General features: G+C 56.5%; 18 protein-coding genes. 17 read left to right on the top strand and 1 reads right to left on the bottom strand.

What is annotated here, in order from left to right; all coding sequences use genetic code 11:
- Position 1 precedes the first annotated feature (1 nt).
- The 9 genes from BTIS_RS07790 (at position 2) to BTIS_RS07750 (ending at position 9,860) form a co-directional block, all read left to right on the top strand.
- Complete coding sequence (locus BTIS_RS07790; RefSeq protein ID WP_245819376.1) at positions 2-1,129, top strand: glycosyltransferase family 4 protein; 1,128 nt, start codon at positions 2-4, stop codon at positions 1,127-1,129.
- Between the two features lie 68 nt (positions 1,130-1,197).
- Positions 1,198-2,250, top strand: coding sequence for a glycosyltransferase (locus BTIS_RS07785; RefSeq protein WP_094664280.1), 1,053 nt, complete (start codon positions 1,198-1,200; stop codon positions 2,248-2,250).
- A 13-nt stretch (positions 2,251-2,263) separates the two neighbouring features.
- Positions 2,264-3,277, top strand: coding sequence for a glycosyltransferase family 2 protein (locus BTIS_RS07780; RefSeq protein WP_094664278.1), 1,014 nt, complete (start codon positions 2,264-2,266; stop codon positions 3,275-3,277).
- Positions 3,278-3,287: 10 nt separating this feature from the next.
- On the top strand, positions 3,288-4,406 hold the full coding sequence (locus BTIS_RS07775; protein WP_094664276.1) for an acyltransferase family protein: 1,119 nt from the start codon (positions 3,288-3,290) through the stop codon (positions 4,404-4,406).
- Between the two features lie 36 nt (positions 4,407-4,442).
- Positions 4,443-5,432, top strand: coding sequence for a DUF6625 family protein (locus tag BTIS_RS07770; RefSeq protein ID WP_094664274.1), 990 nt, complete (start codon positions 4,443-4,445; stop codon positions 5,430-5,432).
- 54 nt (positions 5,433-5,486) lie between these two features.
- Positions 5,487-6,692 carry a glycosyltransferase gene (locus tag BTIS_RS07765; protein WP_094664272.1) on the top strand — a complete coding sequence of 402 codons (1,206 nt, stop codon included), beginning with the start codon at positions 5,487-5,489 and terminating at the stop codon, positions 6,690-6,692.
- Entirely contained in the window at positions 6,689-7,741 is a 1,053-nt protein-coding gene (locus BTIS_RS07760; RefSeq protein ID WP_245819375.1) for a glycosyltransferase family 2 protein, read from the top strand. The genes BTIS_RS07765 and BTIS_RS07760 overlap by 4 nt, the downstream gene beginning before the upstream one ends.
- Complete coding sequence (locus BTIS_RS07755; protein ID WP_158216872.1) at positions 7,738-8,814, top strand: glycosyltransferase family 2 protein; 1,077 nt, start codon at positions 7,738-7,740, stop codon at positions 8,812-8,814. The genes BTIS_RS07760 and BTIS_RS07755 overlap by 4 nt, the downstream gene beginning before the upstream one ends.
- Before the next feature lie 71 nt (positions 8,815-8,885).
- Positions 8,886-9,860 carry a glycosyltransferase family 2 protein gene (locus BTIS_RS07750; RefSeq protein ID WP_094664268.1) on the top strand — a complete coding sequence of 325 codons (975 nt, stop codon included), beginning with the start codon at positions 8,886-8,888 and terminating at the stop codon, positions 9,858-9,860.
- Between the two features lie 60 nt (positions 9,861-9,920).
- Here the strand turns inward: BTIS_RS07750 and BTIS_RS07745 are convergent, their stop codons facing one another.
- Complete coding sequence (locus BTIS_RS07745) at positions 9,921-10,889, bottom strand: glycosyltransferase family 2 protein (RefSeq protein ID WP_094664266.1); 969 nt, start codon at positions 10,887-10,889, stop codon at positions 9,921-9,923.
- Between the two features lie 145 nt (positions 10,890-11,034).
- Here BTIS_RS07745 and BTIS_RS07740 point away from each other — a divergent pair, with 145 nt between their 5' ends.
- The 8 genes from BTIS_RS07740 to BTIS_RS07705 form a co-directional block, all read left to right on the top strand.
- Entirely contained in the window at positions 11,035-11,985 is a 951-nt protein-coding gene (locus BTIS_RS07740) for a glycosyltransferase family 2 protein (RefSeq protein ID WP_094664264.1), read from the top strand.
- A 134-nt stretch (positions 11,986-12,119) separates the two neighbouring features.
- On the top strand, positions 12,120-13,361 hold the full coding sequence (locus tag BTIS_RS07735; RefSeq protein WP_245819374.1) for a glycosyltransferase family 4 protein: 1,242 nt from the start codon (positions 12,120-12,122) through the stop codon (positions 13,359-13,361).
- Positions 13,362-13,412: 51 nt separating this feature from the next.
- Positions 13,413-14,957 carry a lipopolysaccharide biosynthesis protein gene (locus tag BTIS_RS07730; protein WP_094664262.1) on the top strand — a complete coding sequence of 515 codons (1,545 nt, stop codon included), beginning with the start codon at positions 13,413-13,415 and terminating at the stop codon, positions 14,955-14,957.
- A gap of 198 nt (positions 14,958-15,155) precedes the next feature.
- Positions 15,156-16,262, top strand: coding sequence for a glycosyltransferase family 4 protein (locus BTIS_RS07725; protein WP_245819373.1), 1,107 nt, complete (start codon positions 15,156-15,158; stop codon positions 16,260-16,262).
- A 46-nt stretch (positions 16,263-16,308) separates the two neighbouring features.
- A complete protein-coding gene (locus tag BTIS_RS07720) occupies positions 16,309-17,370 on the top strand; it encodes a polysaccharide pyruvyl transferase family protein (protein ID WP_094664260.1) in 1,062 nt (353 codons plus the stop codon).
- 249 nt (positions 17,371-17,619) lie between these two features.
- Positions 17,620-19,104, top strand: a complete 1,485-nt coding sequence (locus tag BTIS_RS07715; RefSeq protein WP_094664258.1) for a hypothetical protein — start codon at positions 17,620-17,622, stop codon at positions 19,102-19,104.
- Between the two features lie 72 nt (positions 19,105-19,176).
- Positions 19,177-20,193 (top strand): acyltransferase family protein, encoded by a 1,017-nt coding sequence (locus tag BTIS_RS07710; protein ID WP_143248908.1) that lies wholly within the window; start codon positions 19,177-19,179, stop codon positions 20,191-20,193.
- A gap of 34 nt (positions 20,194-20,227) precedes the next feature.
- Positions 20,228-20,756: transposase (locus tag BTIS_RS07705; protein WP_338024206.1), on the top strand; the 529-nt coding region annotated here is incomplete at its 3' end.

Here is a 20,756-nt window from a genome sequence, read left to right as displayed (position 1 = left end):
CATGACCACGGCGACTACAGACGAGAACAAGCCGATGCGCATCGCATTCTTCTCCGGCGACATCACCCGCTCCGGCGGCACCGAGAACGTGTCAGTGATGATCGCGAACGAACTGGTGAAGGATCCTGGCTATTCGATCTCCTTCATCAGCCTGTTCGAGGCGGCCGACAAGCCGTTCTTCGACATCGATGAGCGTATCGATCGCCATACCGTGTACCCCACAGTTACGCACGGCATCCAGCACTACTTCGACACCTGCAAGAGGCTACGGAACATCGTCACCGAACAGCACGTCGGCGTTCTTATCGATATCGACGGCATACTCGACATGTATTCGCTGCCTCTCAGAAAGCGCACCGGAGTCAAGGTCATCTCCTGGGAGCACTTCAACTACCTGCAGAATCCTGGCGTGCCATACCGCAAACTCACCCGTCGCTGGGCCGCGCGCAAAGCCGACGCCATCGTCACGCTCACCGAAGCCGACAAGCACCTCTACGAAGAGAACGTCGATCCGGACTGCCCGGTCATCGCCATCGCCAACCCGATGCAGACCCCCGAACCCGATCCGGTCTACGATCAGGAATCCACGACCATCATCAGCTCCGGCCGACTTACCTACCAGAAGGGCTTCGACCTGCTGGTGGATGCGGCCGCTGACGTGCTGCCCAACCATCCCGACTGGACGTGGCTTATCCTCGGCGAGGGCGAGGATCGTGCCAAGCTTGAAGAACAGATTAAGGCCGCCGGCATCGGAGACCAACTGATCCTCAAGGGACGCGTGCAGAACATGGACGAGTACTATCGCAAGGCTGCCATGTTCGTACTGAGTTCACGGTTTGAAGGCCTGCCCATGGTGTTGCTGGAGGCCAAGGCCTACCATCTGCCCATCGTGAGCTTCGACTGCCTGACCGGTCCCGCTGAAATCGTCAACGACTCCATGAACGGTTATCTGGTGCCGGATGGAGACATTGACGCGCTCGCCGACCGCGTGAACGAACTGATTGATAATGCCGATCTGCGGCGCGACATGAGCGAGAACACCGTACTGTACACCGGCAAGTTCAATCTTGCGAACATCGTGGACGCGTGGAAGCAGCTGCTGACTTCGCTGAGTCGTCAGTCCATGTGATCCGAGGCGTGCAAGTCCGTTACTGGTCCTAGTACGACGGAGAACTGGAGAAGGAGAGTGATCCGATTATGCCGTTGAACAATGAGCCGAACGGTGAGCCCGTGGTTTCCCTCATCGTTCCCGTGTACAACGTGAGCGACTATCTGAATCCATGCGTGGGCAGCATCGTCGCCCAGACGTATGACGCTCTGCAGATCATCCTGGTCGATGACGGTGCGACGGATGGGTCCGCCGCCATCTGCGATGAGTGGGCAGTTAAGGATTCCCGCGTCGATGTCATCCATCAGGACAACGCCGGGGTATCCGCTGCGCGCAATGCGGGACTCCGCAAGGCGACCGGCGAGTATGTGCTGTTCGTGGACGGGGATGACACGTTGGACGCCAATACGGTGAGCACAGTGGTCTCCTGCGCGCGTACCGGCGACTATCAGATCGTGTTTTTCTCCAATACGGTCGATCAGCCGGAACATGGCGAGCTCAGAACCGAGCGACGCAACCGTATGGCACCGTTCGGCGTGACCTCGAATGAGGAGTTTCGGAAAAAGTATGCGGAACTCAGCCGGAACGAATACGTATGTCCGCCGTGGAACAAACTGTTTTCGTCGGAACTGATCCGCAAGGTCGGTGCCGTGTTCCCTGAGGATGTGCGCTATGGCGAGGATCTGGTGTTCAACATGCCGCTGTATGCCGCAGCCGAGCGCGTCGCATTGGTGGATGTGCCGCTGTACCACTACATCGTCCGTGACGGCAGCGCCCAGTCGACATTCAATCCGAAGTGGTTCGCCAGCCGTCGACGTGCCTACGAACTGCTCCGGCCGGTCGCCCAGCAGTGGGATGAGTCCGTGCGCAATGAATGCGACAATCAGACCGTTCTGGAAGTGGATCGTGTGATCAACGCACTGTATGGACCTCAGCAGGTGATCCGGGGCGGACAACGTAGCGCATATGTGCGGATGATCGCCAACGATCCGGTGATGCGCGAGTGCGTCAGCGACATCGTTCCCGTGGACAAGCGGCGTGCGATCGTCAGCCGGTTGATCCGTTGGCGTAGCGCATGGCTGCTGCGTCTTTATGGATGGGCCGTGGCCACGGTCAAGTCGATTCGGCCGGCAAAAGGATGAGTACGAGGTGATTATGCAGGAACAGACGAATCCACAGTCGAATTCACAGACGAAGCCGCTGATCAGCGTCGTCGTGCCGGTATACAAGGTCGAGCGCTATCTGGACGATTGCCTGCGTAGTATCGTGGCGCAGACCTACCGGAATCTGGAGATCATCGTCGTCGACGATGGGTCGCCCGATGGATGCCCCGCAATCTGTGACGCGTGGGAGAAGAAGGATCCTCGTATCCGGGTCATCCACAAACCGAACGGCGGTCTCTCTTCGGCACGTAACGCCGGACTGGATGTGATTCAGGGCGATGTGGTCGGTTTCGTCGACAGCGACGACGAGATCGAACCGGACATGTATGAACACATGATCAAGACCATGCACGATGCCGACGCCGATGTGGTGATGTGCGGAACCCGTACCATGAACGAGGATGGCACCCTCGCCGAATACGATGCGTCCAGTGCAATGCCCTCTCGCGATTTCACCATGCAGGAGGCCGTTGAGGGTTTCCTCTACCATCGTGACGGCATGACCGGCGGCATCTGGTGCCGTATCTATGACGCCCGGTTCTTCCGCAAGGACGGCATGGGCCTACGCTTCCCAGACGGACTGAATTCCGAGGATTACTACATGGTGTCGCGGATCTACCCAGCGATGCGCAGACTGGCCTTCCGCCCGAACCCCTTCTACCGATACCGGCAGCGGGAGAACTCGATCAGCCACGCGAAGATCAACAAACACAGCTTCGACAAGATCACCATCGCGGATCTCTGCACCAAGTATCTGTATCAGCAGGGCTACTTGGATCGTCATGCGCTGGGCTATTTTGTGATGCAGGGCTACTACGACGTTCTGTACTCGATCGTGGGGCTGGACCCCGACCCCGCACAGGTGAAACGATGCGTGGACGGTCTGAGGAACAGCGCGCGCACGGTGTATACGGATCCCACGGTTCCGTTCTCACGTAAGATCAGGCTGTGGGCGTTCGCCCACTTCCCGAAGCTGTATTGGCGGTTGAGTAGTGCGCGCGGATAACGGACACGACATGCCGTCGAAGAGGATCGCATGGGTCGACTATGCCAAGGGAATCGCCATCATCGGTGTATTCCTGATGCATAGCGCCATGCCCGTGGTGGCATCGTCGTATATCGGTTCCTTTGACATGATGCTGTTCTTCGCACTGTCTGGATACGTGTTCTCCACGCGCCGACATCCGTCGTTCCCGCTGTTCGTATGGAGTCGCGTGCGGACACTGGTCATTCCCGGCGTGGTGCTGACCGTCATACCGTTCATCATCACCGAGCTGATGGGATTGGGAACCGGCGAATTCAGCAGCTACCCCAAGTATGCGAGGGGTTTTGCGCTGAATCTGCGCTCGCACTACGGTTTCGGCGAACTGCCGTGGTTCCTCTCCTGCCTGTTCCTGATGGAAATCGGAGCCTATATATTGCAAGCGTTGGCGCAACGGATCGGTCGCATCATGGCCGTCTATGCCGTGGTCGCTGTCGTGACACTGATCGGCGGATACGCATACAGCGTGCTGATCCACAAGACACTGCCGTGGAGCGGTGATATCGCGCTCGCGCTGTTCCCCTTCTTCATTCTGGGTATGATGTTCCGTCGGCTGGATGCCGAATTGCAGAACAGATTGCTGCATCCGGTGGCGGTACTGCCCAGTCTGGTGGTGTTGGGACTGTTCGGCTGGCTCAATGGCGCCAGCACCGGGGTGATCAATCCATATCTGAACCGGTACGGCAACCTGCTGTATTATGCGTTGGCGGCAGTGGCGGGCATCTGGCTGGTGCTGTCGATATGCCATTGGGTGGAGGATCGGTATCGTCGCGGCGGCGCTCTGTCCGGGGCAATCGATGTGGTGCTGCGCTACTGGGGACGGAACACGTTGGTGTTCTACTGCATCAACGACGCCATCTATCCGCGTCTGATCCCATGGCTTCTGGGACTGGTAGGACTCGACGTCACATCGACGGATGACCGTATACAGATCATTTGTGCGCTTCTCGCCTTGGTGATCAATCTGGTGATTTGCTCCCCGGCTGCGGAACTGATCAACCGATGCTGCCCGCAGCTTCTTGGGCATGGGGCATCTCCGTCCATTCGTGCGGAACGGCATATCGGACGTCACGGCAAGCACGAGCAATCGTAAACGACAATGTAACCATTCGTGGAAAAGAGGACCATTATGGACCAGCAACGACTCTGCGCATTCATCCTTCCGTACTACGGAACACTGCCAAACTATTTTCAGGTCTTTCTGAACTCCTGCGGGGCCAATCCCGAATACGACTGGCTGCTGTTCACCGACGATCACACGGAATTCGACTATCCGGATAATGTGCATGTGCATTACGGCACCTTTGCCGAAATGCAGGATCTGGTGGCGAGCCGATTCGACTTCCCCGTCTCCCTGAAGGCACCGTATAAGCTGTGCGATTTGCGACCCATGTACGGCTACGTATTCCATAAGTATCTGAAGAACTACCGCTTCTGGGGATACTGCGACTGCGATCTGATCTTCGGCCGGCTCAGCCACTTCATCACGGAGGAGATGCTGAACGACTATGACAAGATCTTCGTCGTCGGCCATCTCTCCCTGATGCGCAACACCGAGGAGAACAACAAGCGGTTCATGCTTGATCTTGACGGCAAGCCGCTGTACCGGACCGTGTTGGAATCCTCGCGCGCGTTCACCTTCGACGAGAGCTACCTGCCGACGAACATCAACCGCATCTTCACCAGCCACGGATTCCCGATCTTCACGCAGGATCTTTCCGGAAACACATATGCGAAGTCCTCGATCTTCCAGCTCACTCACTTCGACTCTAATCTGGGCGTGTTCCTGACCGAGCAGCCGCTGCGCGCCGTGTACACGTGGGATCACGGCGTGCTGTCGCGTAGCTATCTGCGACTGGGGGAGTTCGCCACCAGGGAGCTCATGTACATGCACTTCCAGCGGCGACACATGGATGTTCGTCTGGGTGCCGACGACATGGAGAAGTTCAAGATCCTTCCCGGCTCCTTTGAACCGCTGGAGGTCGATGAGGTCACTCGCCAGAACTTCCGATCGATTCGTTGGAAGCGTTCCGATGAACAGATCAGGCACCGTCTGTCCATTCTCGAAGGCGATGCGAAGTTCTGGCAGAAGAAGATTCTCGCCAAACTGCATCGCTGACAATCACGGACAACACAACGACACAACAAGCGCACATCAAGCAAGGACGAAGTGATGGATAATCGCAACGGCGGATCGCAGAACGGTCCCGTCCGGATCGCGCACTGGGGACTGCTCGCCGGACGCGGCGGCGTCGAGGTGCTGGTCATGGGACTCTACTCCCATATGGACCGCAACAAAGTGCAGTTCGATTTTCTGGCCGAGCACGACGCCCCGCGCATGGCATTCGAGGACGACATCGAACGTATGGGCGGTCGCGTGTTCCGCATCATGTACTCACGCCATGACTCACCCACGAAGGCGGGCACATGCGTCAGGGATTTTCTGCGCGAGCATCCGGAGATCCGCGGCATCCATGTCCACACGAACTTCCCCTACGTGGAGCCGTTGAAGCAGGCCGCGCAGGTCGGTCTTCCCCTGCGCATCCTGCACTCGCACAACGCCGGAGTACAGAATGACGACCACGGCAACATGCTGCATCAGCTGATCCGCAAGATGCGTGACACGCAGATCCGGCATGATATCGGACGATATCCCACGCATTACTTCGCCTGCTCGTCGCTAGCCGCTCAGTACATGTTCCCGGGCCGTCCCTACACGTGGATCAGGAACGGCATCGAAACCGATCGGTTCGCCTATGCCGAGCAGACCCGCGAACGCGTGCGCAGGGAACTGGGTCTGGACGACGACACGACGGCGATCGGCTTCTGCGGTAGGCTCCGTCCCCAGAAGAACCCGGTGTTCCTCATCGACGTGTTTCAGAGGTATCTGTCCCTGAATCCGAAGTCGGTGCTGCTGATCGTCGGCGATGGTGAGCTCCGGGACGATGTGGCAGCCCGTGTGGCGAAGTACGGTATCGCCGATCGCGTGCGCTTTCTTGGTGGAGAGCGCAATGACGTCAATGAGCTGTATCAGGCCATGGACGCCTTTGTGCTGCCATCCATCTTCGAGGGATTCGGTATCGTGTATCTGGAAGCGCAGTGCGCCGGACTGCCGTGTCTGGCATCGGCGGATGTGGTGCCCAAGGACGTGAAGGTAACCGATCTGCTGGAGTTCGTCTCCCTGCAGCAGGATCCTGATCGTTGGGCACATGCGCTTGACGATCGCATCCGTGCGGTAGGACCTCGGCGGGATCACTCGGAGGAATTGCGGGACGCTGGTTTCGAGCTCGCCGACGTGGCACACAGGCTTCAGGATTTCTACCTCAGCCATACCGGGGAAGAGACTTCGGAAATCTCGAAAGAGAGGAATGCAAGATGAGCGACAGTGGCTCCATGCCGTCCTGCGCGCAGTCCGATCAGTCGGCGCAGTTTGAACAGGCCGATCAGCCCAAGGTGAGCATCATCGTTCCGGTGTACAAGGCGGAACGTTTCCTGAACGACTGCGTTGGCAGTCTTATCGCCCAAAGCCATACGAACCTGCAGATCATCCTGGTCGACGACGCCTCGCCGGACTCTTGCCCGCAACTGTGTGACGAGTGGTCCACCAAGGACGATCGCATCATAACTCTGCATCTGACCGAGGGCGCGGGGGCATCCGGAGCCCGTAACGCCGGTCTGGAGCATGCCGACGGCGACTATGTGATGTTTGTCGACAGCGATGATCTGCTGGCTCCGCAGTCCGTGAAGGTGTGTCTGGACACCGCTCGACAGCACCACAGCGATATGGTGATCTTCGGCAAGCGGTATATCGATGAGGACAACAGGCCGTTGCGTGACAGCGTCATCGATATCGATATCAATGTCGTTGCCGGTTCCGATCGCTATTACCGGCAGCTTGCCGAGTTGCTGTGTCATGACTATCTGAATCCGCCGTGGGGCAAGCTGTTCAGCCGTGAACTGGTCGACGGGCTGCGTTTCGAGACCGATATGGTCTATGAGGAGGATTTGCTCTTTGTGCTCGCTGCGCTGGAACGGCATCCGAATGTGTATGCGCTGAAGGCGCCACTGTACGGTTACCGCCATATGGATTCCGGCATGGCCACGGTGTTTCGGCGTGAGAAGTCGTTGAACGTGGTGAAGGCGAACTACGCCAAGCTTGACTTCTTCCAGGACCATCTTGACGATCCCGATGTACGGAGGAACCTGTCCTTCAACGTGGCGAACGATATCGGTTGGGTGATTCCGATGATCAAGCGTGCCGATGGGATCTCAACCGATCTCAAGGTGCAGTATGTCATGGAGATGACCAGTGACGCCCGGTTGCGTCCTGTGATGATGGAGTCACTGAATCATTCATGGATGACGATCAGCCAGAAACTGCTGATCATGTTGAATTCGCCGTGGCTGTGGAAGATCGCCCTGCGATGACGACAACGCCCGCAGCGACGGCAATGCCGAAGAACGAGGAGACCGTGATGGAACAGCCACTGGTGACGATCGTTGTGCCCGTCTACAATGCCGAGGACCATCTGACGCAGTGTGTGGACAGTCTGCTCGGCCAGACGTATACAAATATCGAGATCGTGCTGGTCGATGACGGATCCAGTGACGGCAGTGCGAAGCTGTGCGACGGTTTTGCCGCTGGTCATGGAACCGTGCGCGTGATTCATCAGCGTAATCAGGGGGTCGCCGTCGCCCGCAACACGGGATTGGAAGCGGCGAACGGCGTGTATGTGTCGTTCGTGGACAGTGATGACTGGCTGGAGCCCGAGGCCATTGCCACCACAGTGGAGGCGAGCGAGCGCAACCATCTGGACCTGTACATCATGGGATACCGTCGTGTGCTGGAACAGCGCAACGGATCCGATCCGGAACTGATCGAAGTGGTCAGTACCGATGGAGCCGACGCCATCCATACGATCGACGATGTGCGATCAGCGCGATGTCAGAACGAATTATGCGCGTTGGACGCCGCCGGCTTCCTCTACTCCTGCTGGGGCAAGCTGTTCCGCCGCGCATGGGTCGGCGCTGCACGATTCCTTGCCGGCGACTCCTACGGCGAGGACTCCATCTTCGTACTGGACTGCCTGAAACAAGGTGGTCTGATACAGGTGGGTACAGTGCCGCTGTACGACTACCGGGAGCAGAATGCCGGTCTGGTTCGTGGATTCCGTCCGAACAAGCCGCATGACATCGCCGTACTGCACGATCATCTGCTGTCGTTCTACGACCAGTCGGTGATGACCGCCGACAATCTGGCATTCCAGCAGCGACGTTGCGCCGAGGACGTGCTGTGGGCCATGGATACGGCGTTCACGGCCAAGCCGGGAATCACACTGGACCAGAGGCTTGAGTTCCTGCGGAAGCTGTCCAATGTGCCGTCGCGGAGGTTCTGTCTGCGCGGAGCGAAGAAGGCCGCCTCGTCTAGGGAGCTCAAGGTGTTGTTTCTGCTGAACAACGGGATGCTGTGGACGATGTATCTTAAACGACGACTGCGGTAGTGACAAACGGCGAGGACTGCGACAATCTGTGCCAAATACGGTAAGGAACCGGATAAGAGGGGTGAATCGTCATGGGTAATACGCTTCCTGTGGTGAGCGTGATCGTACCGGTGTACAAGGTGGAGCGGCAGCTGGATCGATGTGTGACCAGCATTGTCAACCAGAGCTACCGGAATCTGGAGATCATTCTCGTCGATGACGGGTCACCCGATCAGTGCCCGCGGAAATGTGATGAGTGGGCCGATCGTGACGACCGCATCACGGTGATCCACCAGCGTAACGGGGGACTGTCGGCGGCTCGCAACGCCGGGCTTGAGATCATAAGCGGCGACTATGTGGCGTTCGTGGATAGTGACGACTATGTGGAGCCGGATTATATTCGGCTGATGTTCGAAGCGATGCAGGCTAATGACGCCGAGGTTGCCATCTGCTCGATTCATCAGGAGGACGATCAGGCGACCGCATCGGCGGACAATCGCGCCATCGTCGATCAAGTTGCTACGCTGAGCGGTAGGTCATGTCTTGCCCGTCTGGGTGGCGACACCGTCGCCGATTACGTGACGGCGTGGAACAAACTGTACGCCGCGCGTCTGTGGAAGACGGTTCGGTTCCCTGCCGGCAAACTGCATGAGGACGAATACACCACATACCGGATTCTCGCCGAATGCGACACGGTCGCGCTCGTACCGGAACTGCTGTACCACTACGTGCAGAACGCCGGCAGCATCATGCACACCACATATTCGGTGCGCAATCTCGACCGTATCGAAGCGTGGATTCAACGGCTTCGCTTCTACCGTCAGCGTGGATATACGGAACTGTACGCATTGACGTTCGATCTGATCCGTTGGGATCTGCCGCATGCGGTCAAGGGTCTGGACTGGAATGTTCCGATCGTTCACAGACGACTTGGGGAGATCTTCGCAGGTCTGCGCCCGTTCTCACCATCCGTGGCATCGCACTTGGGCGGGCCCAAGCCGGTGTTCATCTATCTGATGCTCTGCGTATGTCCGTTCCGGTTCAGCCGAATCTGGTATTCACGCTGATCCTGTCGGCCCTGATGTGACACTCGCAACTTCCGCTGACAAAGTCCGTCAGCGGAAGTTTCACTTGCCGCGCTCGTGAATCTTCCAGTACGTGAAGGGACACAGACGGGTGCCGATGTAGTTGATGCCGCTCTTCAACGGCAGTCTGCGGAGAATGGCGAACGGAATGCGCCGATAGTCCGAGAAGAGTTTACGGAACCGTGGTTGGTTCTCCGGTGCATCCCATGGCAGTGCGCGAGACCAGATGATGTGTTTGTTGAGATCGATGAATTCCCGTTCGATCAGATCGCGGTCCACATCGTGCTCGGTGAAGAACGCCAGACGATCGATCTTGGCATCCAGACGATCCAGTCTCTTTAGTGAATATTCCGCATGCATGATCGAGGGGCGGGCGTCGATATAGTGGTACGGCTTGTTATGCAGCACCGCAACGGATTCGCAGGTGAAATACACGCGGTGCAGCACGAACTCGTCCTCGTGGATCTTGCCATCCGGGAAATGCAGTGTGGGCCAGATGTGCTTCGCATACAGCTTGCCCCACAGCACCGCGCCGATGGTGCGGTACAGGAACCGCAACGTCTCGCGGCCGGTGAACAGACGGTCCTCCGGTTGATCGTCGAACGTCCATTCCTCATCGGTACGCTTCGGGCGACCGTCGTCATCTTCGCAGATTGCGGAGCACATGACCAGATCGGCCTTGGTCCGTTCCTGCGCCTGCATCAGGCATTCAAGGTAGTCGGCGTCGACGAAATCGTCACTGTCGACGAATACCAGAAAGTCGCCGCGTGCTTCGGTGATGCCACGATTGCGTGCCGTCGATACACCGGCATGACGTTGATGGACAACCCGGATACGAGAGTCCCGCTGCGCCCATTGATCACAGAGCTCAGGACTGCCATCCGGCGAGGCATCGTCGACGAGAATGGCCTCCCAGCGCTTATATGTCTGGTCAAGAATGCTCTGAACGCAGCGATCCAGAACCTCCTCCACCTTGTACACGGGAACGACGATGCTGATCAGCGGATTCATGAACCCCTCCTCGTTTGATTCCTCTCATATGTTAGGAGTATGGGGGTAATTGTATTCGTCTCCAACTACAGTAAGGGGGTAGGATGAACGAAGCAGGGGCGTGTTTCTCTGAGAAGATAGCGGTTCATGAAAGGTGTGCGGCGATATGGAGGGGACACCCCGGTTGTTCATAGTGGTGCCTTGTTACAACGAGGAACAGGTGCTACCGGAAACAGCTCCACGGTTTCTTGACAAGATCAATGAGATGATTGATCGCGGTGCCATCAACTCCGATTCACGCATTCTGTTCGTGGATGACGGATCATCCGATTCCACATGGAATATCATCATGGCGCTCAATCGACAGGACCCCCATTTTCAGGGCATTCGTCAGTCCCGCAATCGAGGACATCAGAACGCGGTGCTTGCCGGCCTGATGGAGGCCAAGGACAAAGCGGACATCGTCATATCGATCGACTGCGACGGGCAGGATGACTTCAACGCCATGGATGCCATGGTCGACAAATACCATGAGGGATATGACGTCGTCTACGGTGTTCGATCCAGCCGCGAGACCGACACGTTCTTCAAGCGTTTTACAGCCCAGAGCTTCTACAAGCTGCTTGCGGCGCTCGGAGCGGACACCGTGTACAACCATGCCGACTACCGGCTCACATCCAAGCGAGTACTTGAAGCTTTCGCCGATTTTCATGAGGTGAACCTGTTCCTTCGCGGGCTGTTCCCGTTGGTGGGATTCCCCTCCACAACCGTGGAGTATGAGCGCCATGAACGTATCGCAGGTCATTCTCACTATCCGTTGCGAAAGATGCTGGCGCTCGCATTCAATGGCATCACCAGTCTCAGCATCAAGCCTATTCGCATCATCACCGCGCTCGGGGCCATCGTCTCGCTGATCAGTTTTATCGGTGTGATCTGGGTGATCACAAAGGCGGCGATGGGCGATACGGTGTCGGGGTGGGCGTCTACCGCCTGCATTCTGTGTTTCGTGTCGGGTGTGCAGTTGTTGAGCCTCGGAGTCATCGGCGAATACATCGGCAAGATCTATCTGGAGACGAAACATCGTCCTCGCTATATCATCAGTGATCGGACGGAGTGAGCATCCATATATCCATATATAAAGACCGTGCAGTCAGCCTGATACCAGTATGTACTGAACTTGTCTGACCCTCAAATATGGGGGTATTGCTAGAATCGGGCGATGTATTCACGAGTCGTGGAGTGCCTGCGCTGATGGTAAGGGTGATGTTTTCCCACATCGATTGGGGTGGGTCGACAGTGGGAGTTTGTACGGGAATGAAACGAATCTGCCTTATCGCCCCCGGATTGTTGCCGGTTCCTGCCACGCAAGGTGGCGCGATCGAAACGCTGATGACATCCCTGATCGAAGAGAATGAGAAACACGGCCTTTTGGATCTGACGGTGGTTGCTCCGTACGATGACGAATCCAGACGGCGGGCTGAGCGACTACGTCATACGCGTTTCATGATGGTCTCATCACCTTCGCGGTCGCAAAGAGTGTGGTACCGCGGCGTGCACGCCGTTGTCAGGCGGGTGTTGCCATCAATGAATCATCTGCCGAGCGTGTTTTATCTGCAGGCTTTGCGGGCCATTCGGGGTGAGACATTTGATGCGGTGATGCTCGAAGGCGGTCCGGCGGAAGGCCTTACCGCATATGATCGCCTGTTCCCTGGAAAGATGTGGTATCACTTGCATTACACGCCGGCGGCGGATCAGCCATTTGCCAGTAGTGCATCGCGGGTGATTGCGGTCAGCGATTTCGCGGGAAGGCGATGGGCGGAGAATTGTGTGCGTCGACAACGTATAATCACTGTGCGTAACGGTATCGACATCAGCCGATTCATGCGTGAGATCAGTCAATCCGAACGAACTGCGATCCGTTCATCGCTCGGGTTCGCTGATGATGATTTCGTGGTGATGTACTGCGGCCGCATCATACCGGAAAAGGGCATTCTGGAGCTGCTGGACGCCATTGGTGCAATTGACGATGCTCACGTGAAGCTGATGATCATCGGTAGTTCAAATTTCGGTCCTTCGGAGAGAACACCCTATGTGGATCAGGTCGTTGCGTCCGCGAACCGGCTTGGCGATCGGGTTGCGTTCACCGGATACGTGGACAACGATGATCTCTATCGTTTCTCGAAATCCGCGGACATCCAGGTCGTTCCATCCATCTGGGAGGAGGCAGCTGGCCTCGTCGTCGTGGAGGGAATGGCCGCTGGCTTACCCTTGGTGGTTACGGATTCCGGTGGAATCCAGGAATACGCGTCACCTGAGTGCTCCATCACCGTGGAACGCGGTGATGGATTGGTGAACTCGCTGGCGGATGCGATTGTTGCGCTTCGGGACGATTCTGGCCGACGGAGGGCCATGAGCACCGCCGGAAGGTCCCGCGCCCGGTCATTCAGCACTGAAACCATGTATCGGCAGTTCGTCGATGCTTGCGAACAGTAGTAAGCACGATAACGAAAAGCAAGAGCAGACAAGAGTAAGAAGTTACGAACCGTGGATAGCAAACGTCAGCTTGTCGTCAACATGGCGGCCAGCCTTACCCAATTCATCATCAACATCGGCATCGGTTTTGGCCTGTCCCCATTCGTGGTGAGCAAACTCGGAGCGGAAGCCTATGGCTATGTGGGTCTTGCGAACAATGTCATCAGTTATGCGTCGCTGTTGACAATTGCCTTGGATTCGGTGGCCGGCCGGTTCATCACGGTGGCCTATCATCAGGGCGACAAGGAGAAGGCAGACCGATATTTCTCGTCGACATTTATGGCCGACTGCGTGATCGCCATCGTCGTTGCGGCGATCGCCATACCGGTTACGTTCAACCTCGATCATCTCATCAACATCTCTCCGGAACTTGTCTCCGATGTCAAGATGCTGTTCGCGTTCCTGTTCCTGCAGTTCATCGTCACCAGCCTATGCACGGTGTTCACCGTGGCGACCTTCATCACGAACAAGTTGTATCTCTCCAGTCTGGCGAATATGGCCTTCTCCATTCTGCGTGTGATCATCATGGTGACGTGCTTCAGCTTCCTTCCTCCGCTGGTGATGTATGTCGGTATGGCAGCGTTGTGCGGTTCTGCGGTGGTTGTCTCCCTGAACATCCACTACACCAGAACGCTGACGCCTGAATTGCACTTCGTACGATCTGCGGTCTCCTGGCCCACGGTGAGGGAAATGCTCTCCGCTGGAATCTGGAATGTGGTCATCAAATTGCAGCAGGTCATCTCTTTCGGACTGAAGCTTCTGGTGGCGAATCTGATGGTCAGCCCGTACAAGATGGGTATGATGTCGATCGCTCAGACGATTCCGAGCATGATCTCCGGATTGATGGGAACCATATCCGGACTGTTCTATCCGGACCAGACCAAGTATTTTGCGCAGGGCAAGATCGACATGCTTGTCCGCGACATGAAGTCCGGTATGAGAATGTGTGGATTCTTCACGGTGGTCATCACCGTGGTGTGCTGCGTGGTCGGTCGTGAGTTCTTCACTCTGTGGCAGCCTGGTCAGGATTCGGAGATGCTGTATCAGCTGATGTTCATATCCATGTGCGGCTTCTTGGTCTCGGGCGCCGCCACCACATTGCAAAACATCCCCTTGATCGTCAACAGGCTGAAGCTGTACTCACTTGCGTGGCTGATGTTCAGTCTGATGTCGTTGCCGCTGACCTGGGTACTGCTCAAGGTCACGCCATTGGATATCTATGCCGTGGCCATCGTGCCCACGTTGCTTGAGGTGCTGGCGAATGTGACCTTCGTGCCGATCTATGCGGCCGTCATTCTCGGCATACCCAAGCGAACGTTCTATTCGGTGTATGCGCAGTATGTGGTTTCGGCGTTGTTGTCGTTTGCCGTTTGTGAGGGCCTGAAATCCCTGTTGCACATTCCGTCCAGCACATGGATCATGTTCTTCGCGTCCTGTGTCGTGTATTCCATCGCCGCCAGTGTGATCACCATTATTGTGCTACTCGGCAAGCGCGAACGTACCGCATTGCTGGGAATTGTTCTGCGTAAGCTGCATCTGGAGGGCCGTGTGAAGTAATCTCATTCCCGGAAGTCGTGATGCCGGTGTTTTCCTCGTCAATGGTTTTACGAACTTTACCCCCTCTATTATTATTGATTAGAGGGTTGTTCTGTAATAAAAATCACTGATAGATGGGGAAATAGTGAAAAGCATATGTCTGATTGCGCCAGGTCTGTTACCGGTGCCGGCGTCTCGGGGGGGGCAATCGAGACGCTGATGACATCGCTCATCAGAGAGAATGAGCGCCAGCAGTTATTGGATCTCAACGTGGTAACGACTTTGGATGATGCCGCGCGAACAATGGTTGCCGGCATTCGGCATACGCGATTCATCGAGATCTCGGCGGATACGGAGTTCCAGCGGTCGATGTTCAAAGTCAGGCATGCCGTTGCCCGTCGTATATATCCGAATGGTGTTCTTCCCAACCTCTACTATGCCAAAGTGCTTCAGGCCTTGCGCGGTGAGCAATCCTTTGATGCGGTGATCTTGGAAGGCGGGCCGGCGAGCGCCCCCGAACAGTTTGCGCGTCGTTTCCCCGATAACCTGTGGTATCACATGCATTATGTACCTGAGTGGGAGTTCAATAGCACCGGATACGCAAAGGTGCTCGCGGTCAGTGATTTTGCCGCCAATGCATGGCGCGAACATTGTCGAAATCAGCAGACGCCGGTTGTGACCGTGCACAATGGCATTGACATTGATAGATTCTCCCATGATCTTTCTCAGCAGGATCGTGATAAGGCCCGTCGGGCTTTGGGCTTCTCCCCGGAAGATGTGATTGTCCTCTATTGCGGAAGAATCATTCCGGCCAAAGGTGTGTTGCAGTTGCTCAAGGCCGTGGAACAGATTGATGATCCCCACGTGAAGCTGTTGGTCATCGGCAGTCCGAATTTCGGGGCTAAGGATCGTACCGATTATTTGGAGGAGGTCGAGCGTCGGGTTCAGTCGCTTGTCGAGCGGGTGAAGTTCACCGGTTTTGTTCAGAATTCTCAGATATGGCGGTATGCCAAGCTTGCTGACATGCAGGTCGTGCCGTCGCTATGGGAGGATGCAGCGCCAACGGTGTGTATGGAGGCCATGGCCATGGGACTACCACTGATCGTGACCCGTTCGGGGGGTATTCAGGAATACACCTCACCGGAGTGCGCTCTGACGATGTCGAAGGATGATCATGTGGAGGACGGTCTGGAACAGGCCATAATCGCCTTGCGTGACGATCCTGAACGGTGTCGTCGCATGGCTCAGGCGGGATTGGACAGGTCACGGGATTTCACCGTAGCCTCCATGTATACGCATTTTGTGGAACAGTGTGAACGGGCATAACCTTGCCCTGTTCGCGGTCATCGATAAGCAACGAAAAGGACATTGAGTGGAACCGATCAAGATATTCCGTAGGATGCGTCTTATCGCGGGTGAGGCCGAGAATCTGGTACGGCCCGTTCGTCTGACGAACAACCCGATCGCCTTCCTTGACACTTCCATGTACAGCGAGAATTGCGGCGACTATGTGATCATGCATTATGCGAATCTGCAGATGTCGAAGATTCTGCCAGATTCGGAACAGATCCTGCATATTCCCACACACGGTTGGGATGAGAGCGTGGAGAACGCTCGGCGAGATGTTCGCAAGATCGCCTGTGGCACGAATCTGTTGCCGTGGGATTATGAGAAGGATCATGCGTTGGCCACGCCTCGAACGCATTTGGGCAACTACGCTCATTCCGTCTGTCTGCTTGCCGTGGGTATGAGGGAGGTGCAAGGGCAGATGCGGGACTTCACTCCGTATACGGCACGGTTCCTACGGTTCCTGTTCGATCCCGACTGTCTGCATTCGGTCAGGGATGAGCACACCAAACAGCGCCTGCACGCTATCGGCGTGGACAACGTGTTGAATACCGCATGCGTAACCATGTGGAATCTGACCGAGGAATTCTGCGAATCGATTTCCCGGGACAGACATGATGAGGTTCTCACCACCATAACCGAATACGCTCAGGATCCTCGGCAAGACAAGTACATGATCGAGACCCTACTGAGGAACTATGATCGTGTGCATCTCTGGATCCAGAGTGTGGACGATAGGCCGTATCTGGAGAGCTTGGATATCGATGATTCGCGTCTGCATCTCATCGATCATTCTTTCGAAGCCTTTGATTCGTTCGTCAAGCAGCACAGCGAATCGATCGATTATTTTGGAACCCGCCTTCACGCGGGTATCCACTGTCTGAATCACGGCATTCGGTCCATGATCGTCAGCGTCGACAATCGTGCTTCCGACATCGCCCGTGACACCAATCTGCCGGTCATGCCACGCGAGGATCTACAGAGCTCGATGCAGTCTTGGATCGATCATTCGGATCCTGTTCGAATTATTCTGCCGACCGATAACATTCGAAAGTGGAAAGGGCAGTTTCGCTCACTTACAAACTGATTCCGGTAGCTGAATTCAGCAAGCACTGTGGCCTCTGATCGATGATGATCAGAGGCCACAGTCGTATTGACGTGTATTACGAACGCGACTCGCAGTTACGTCGATCTTGCCCATTGCTTATCGTTTGTTCCGAGTAGTATTATCTCTCGCTACGCGAAGTCGATCGTTTGATGCCTTCATTTCATGGCTCTGCGTGGAGAAGTAGTAAGAGAGACATCCATGAAGCACAACCGGACTGGAGCCGCTGCAATGAACGCAAAGATTGGCCGCCATGCCAAACGGATTACGTGGACAACGAAGTACGTCATTTTTGCGTTCGCTAATCTGGCGACGCTCATTGCGGTCATGCTCTACGTGGACGGTACGTCGCCGGTGCACGGGGATCATCTGAATCTGTGGGATACCAGCATCTTCCGGCTTGCCGGATGGGTATGGGCCGACGGTGGTGTGCCCTATGTGGACTATTGGGACCACAAGGGCCCGCTCATTTTCTTCGTCAATCTCATCGGTGCGGTCGTGGGTGGTCCGGACCACGGGGTCTTCTATATCGACGTGGTGCTTATGGGTATCACGATGCTGTTCCTGTGGAAGACCCTTGCCGCCATCGGAGACCAGCTGTCCGTTGCCGTACGCACACTCATCATGTGGATCACGGTGATGCGGACCGCGTACCTGCTGGTGCCGAACATGAATGTGACGGAAACGGTGTGCATGCCGTTCCTCGCCGCAGCGTTGTGGCTGGTACTGCGTGACATGCGTCGGATGCATGAAGATCAAAACGCTTCCGTCGCAATAATCACCGCTTACGTGCAGGGGCTCGCCTGTGCCGCATCCCTGCTGACCCGCGCCACCAACGCCCTTCCGGTATTCGTATGTGTATTGGTGCTGGTGGTCATGCTGTGCATGAGGAGACAGTGGATGCCTCTGCTGGGATGCGCCGTGGCGTGCATTGGCGGATTCCTGACGCTGGTCGTGCCGTTCTCCGTGTATTTCGCACTGCACGGTGCTTTCGGGGAGTTCGTCTATGGTACGTTGACGTTCAATCTCAGCTATGCCGTTGGTACCGCGTCGGATGTCAAGCCCGGCATTACTGTGGTGGCGCGCATCCTTGCCGTTCCTGTGGCTGCAATCGTGGTCGCCGTAATTCATATGCTTCGCAATCGATCGGTGGATGCGGAGCGGATGATGCTGCTGATTTCCGGAATCGCGTTGGCCGTCCTGTTCGTCAGAACGGAGATGTTCCTTCATTATGCAGTCGTCGCGGCACAGCTCATTCCCGTGATTCTGGCCATGGCCGCAGGCTGGTTCCGCTCCCGGGCGATCCAATTGACGCCGTTGATCGTGATCATTGCCATGCTGCTCGGCGTGACGGTCTATCAGGAGCGGGCCTCGCACGGCAACCCCTACAACAATGATGCGGTCCAAGCGGCCGTGGAACAGTCCAACGGTTCGCTGTACCTCTACAACCTGCCTGCCGAGGCGTATCTACGATACGATCTCAAGCCGCTCTCTCCGTACGCCAATCTGCAGGATTGGCAAGGCAAGTACAGCTCGGATCTGCAGTCGAGAATACTGGCTGACTACGGCTCAGCCAAGGCGGAATACGTGCTGGTGGCGAAGACCAATGATATGAAGCAGCCGATCATCCAGCCCGTCTTGGACTCCAAATACCAGTTGATCCAAACGTTCGAGAACACTCCTGACGGTCCGTTGCAGCTGTATCAGCGCAGGTAGAACCGGACGGAGTGGTTGCGGCCTACTTGCCGTCCATCACGTGAAGTTGTTGTGCATGAGGGAAGGTGATACGTGGGAGCAAGATTGACGTATATGGATGTCGCCAAAGGCATCGGCATTCTGTCCGTCGTTATTGGACATGTTGTCATCGACTATGGGGGAGGACGGACCCCATTCGTTCTGGCGTTGTACACGTTCCATCTGCCGCTGTTCTTTATCATCTCGGGATATTTCTTCACCTATCGCCCCGGTTTTAAGGCATTTTTGACGAAGAAGTGCCGGGTCTATCTGATCCCTTATGCCTTCGCCGCGATACTGATCACCGGCTTTGAGATTATGGCGCAGTCCGTTCTGGGCGACCGTCCTGTGGCGGAGTCGACGTCATACATGCTGCTGGGATTCATCATGCAACGACGATTCACCACGTTGTGGTTCCTGACCGCATTATTGCTGGGCGAGCTGATATTCTGGCTGCTCTTCCGGTTCGTAAAGAACATGATCGGAATATGCGTGGCGAGTCTGATGATCGGTCTTGCCGGCGTGGGCTACAGCGAGCTCGTGCACGTACCGCTCCCCTGGAATCTCGATGCCGCGTGCGTCGTGGTGCTGTATCTGGCAGTCGGAGCCATGCTGAAGAGTCATGACGTTATTGCCCTACTGATGCGTGATCGTTGGCGCAATATATGCGTTTTGGTAGCGGTCAGCGTGGTCTGCTCTCTGATCAACCGCACGATGAACGGCGAACCATACGAGATGTTTGCCGGCCAATACGGTATATTCCCTCTGACGATCGTCGCCGCCTGCACCGGTTCCCTTGCGGCCATCCTGCTGTCTTCCACACTACGAGGCCCGCTATCGGATGGTTTGAGCTGGTTGGGACGGAACACCATGGTGTTCTTCCTGCTCCATAAGTCGATCGCCATGCCGATCACGGTGAAGGCGCTTCAGGCGACGCATCTTGGTGCCGCCATCACTTCGATCTCAGGGGATGCGGGTCTGGTGTTCGTGATTTGCCTTGGTGTCATGATCATCTGTTGCGCGATTCGTTGGTGTGTCTTTGCCGTGCATCTGGGCGTACCGAGGTGGTGACGTTTTCTTGGACTGTGATCCGGGAGGAGTCATCATGGCGAGGTATACGAGGGAGCAGCGTCGGCGTGCGGTGGAGTTGTATGTGAGGTATGAGTGCTGCGCGGCGGACGCGATCCGGGAGTTGGGGTATCCCAGTCGTGAGGCGTTGCGTATGTGGCATCGGGACTGGCTCGAGGAACAGAGGACGGGAATACCCTCGACGCGTGGCGAGCGGTATTCGCGCTACACGTTGGAGCAGAGGCGGGCCGCGGTGGACCATTACCTGACGCACGGGCGGCGAGCGAGCCGTACGATCCGCCAAATGGGGTATCCGAGCAAGACGCTGCTGGCCTCGTGGATTGACGAGCTCGCGCCCGGCGAACGCCGGCTTCGCCACGGGCCCATACCTGAGGAGCTCAAGCGCGAGGCCGTGCTCAAGGTCGCGTCCGGTGGAGCGAGCTCGCGTGAGGCGGCGGAGGGATTGGGAGTGGATTCGTCGGTAGTGAGAAACTGGAAGCGGCGATTGCTCGACAAGACGAAAGGGGCCGCGGTGGCGAAGGACGAACCGGAACGCAAGGATACCG

Source organism: Bifidobacterium tissieri (assembly GCF_002259645.1).
Classification (GTDB): Bacteria; Actinomycetota; Actinomycetes; order Actinomycetales; family Bifidobacteriaceae; genus Galliscardovia; species Galliscardovia tissieri.
This window is presented reverse-complemented; position numbering and strand designations above follow the sequence as displayed.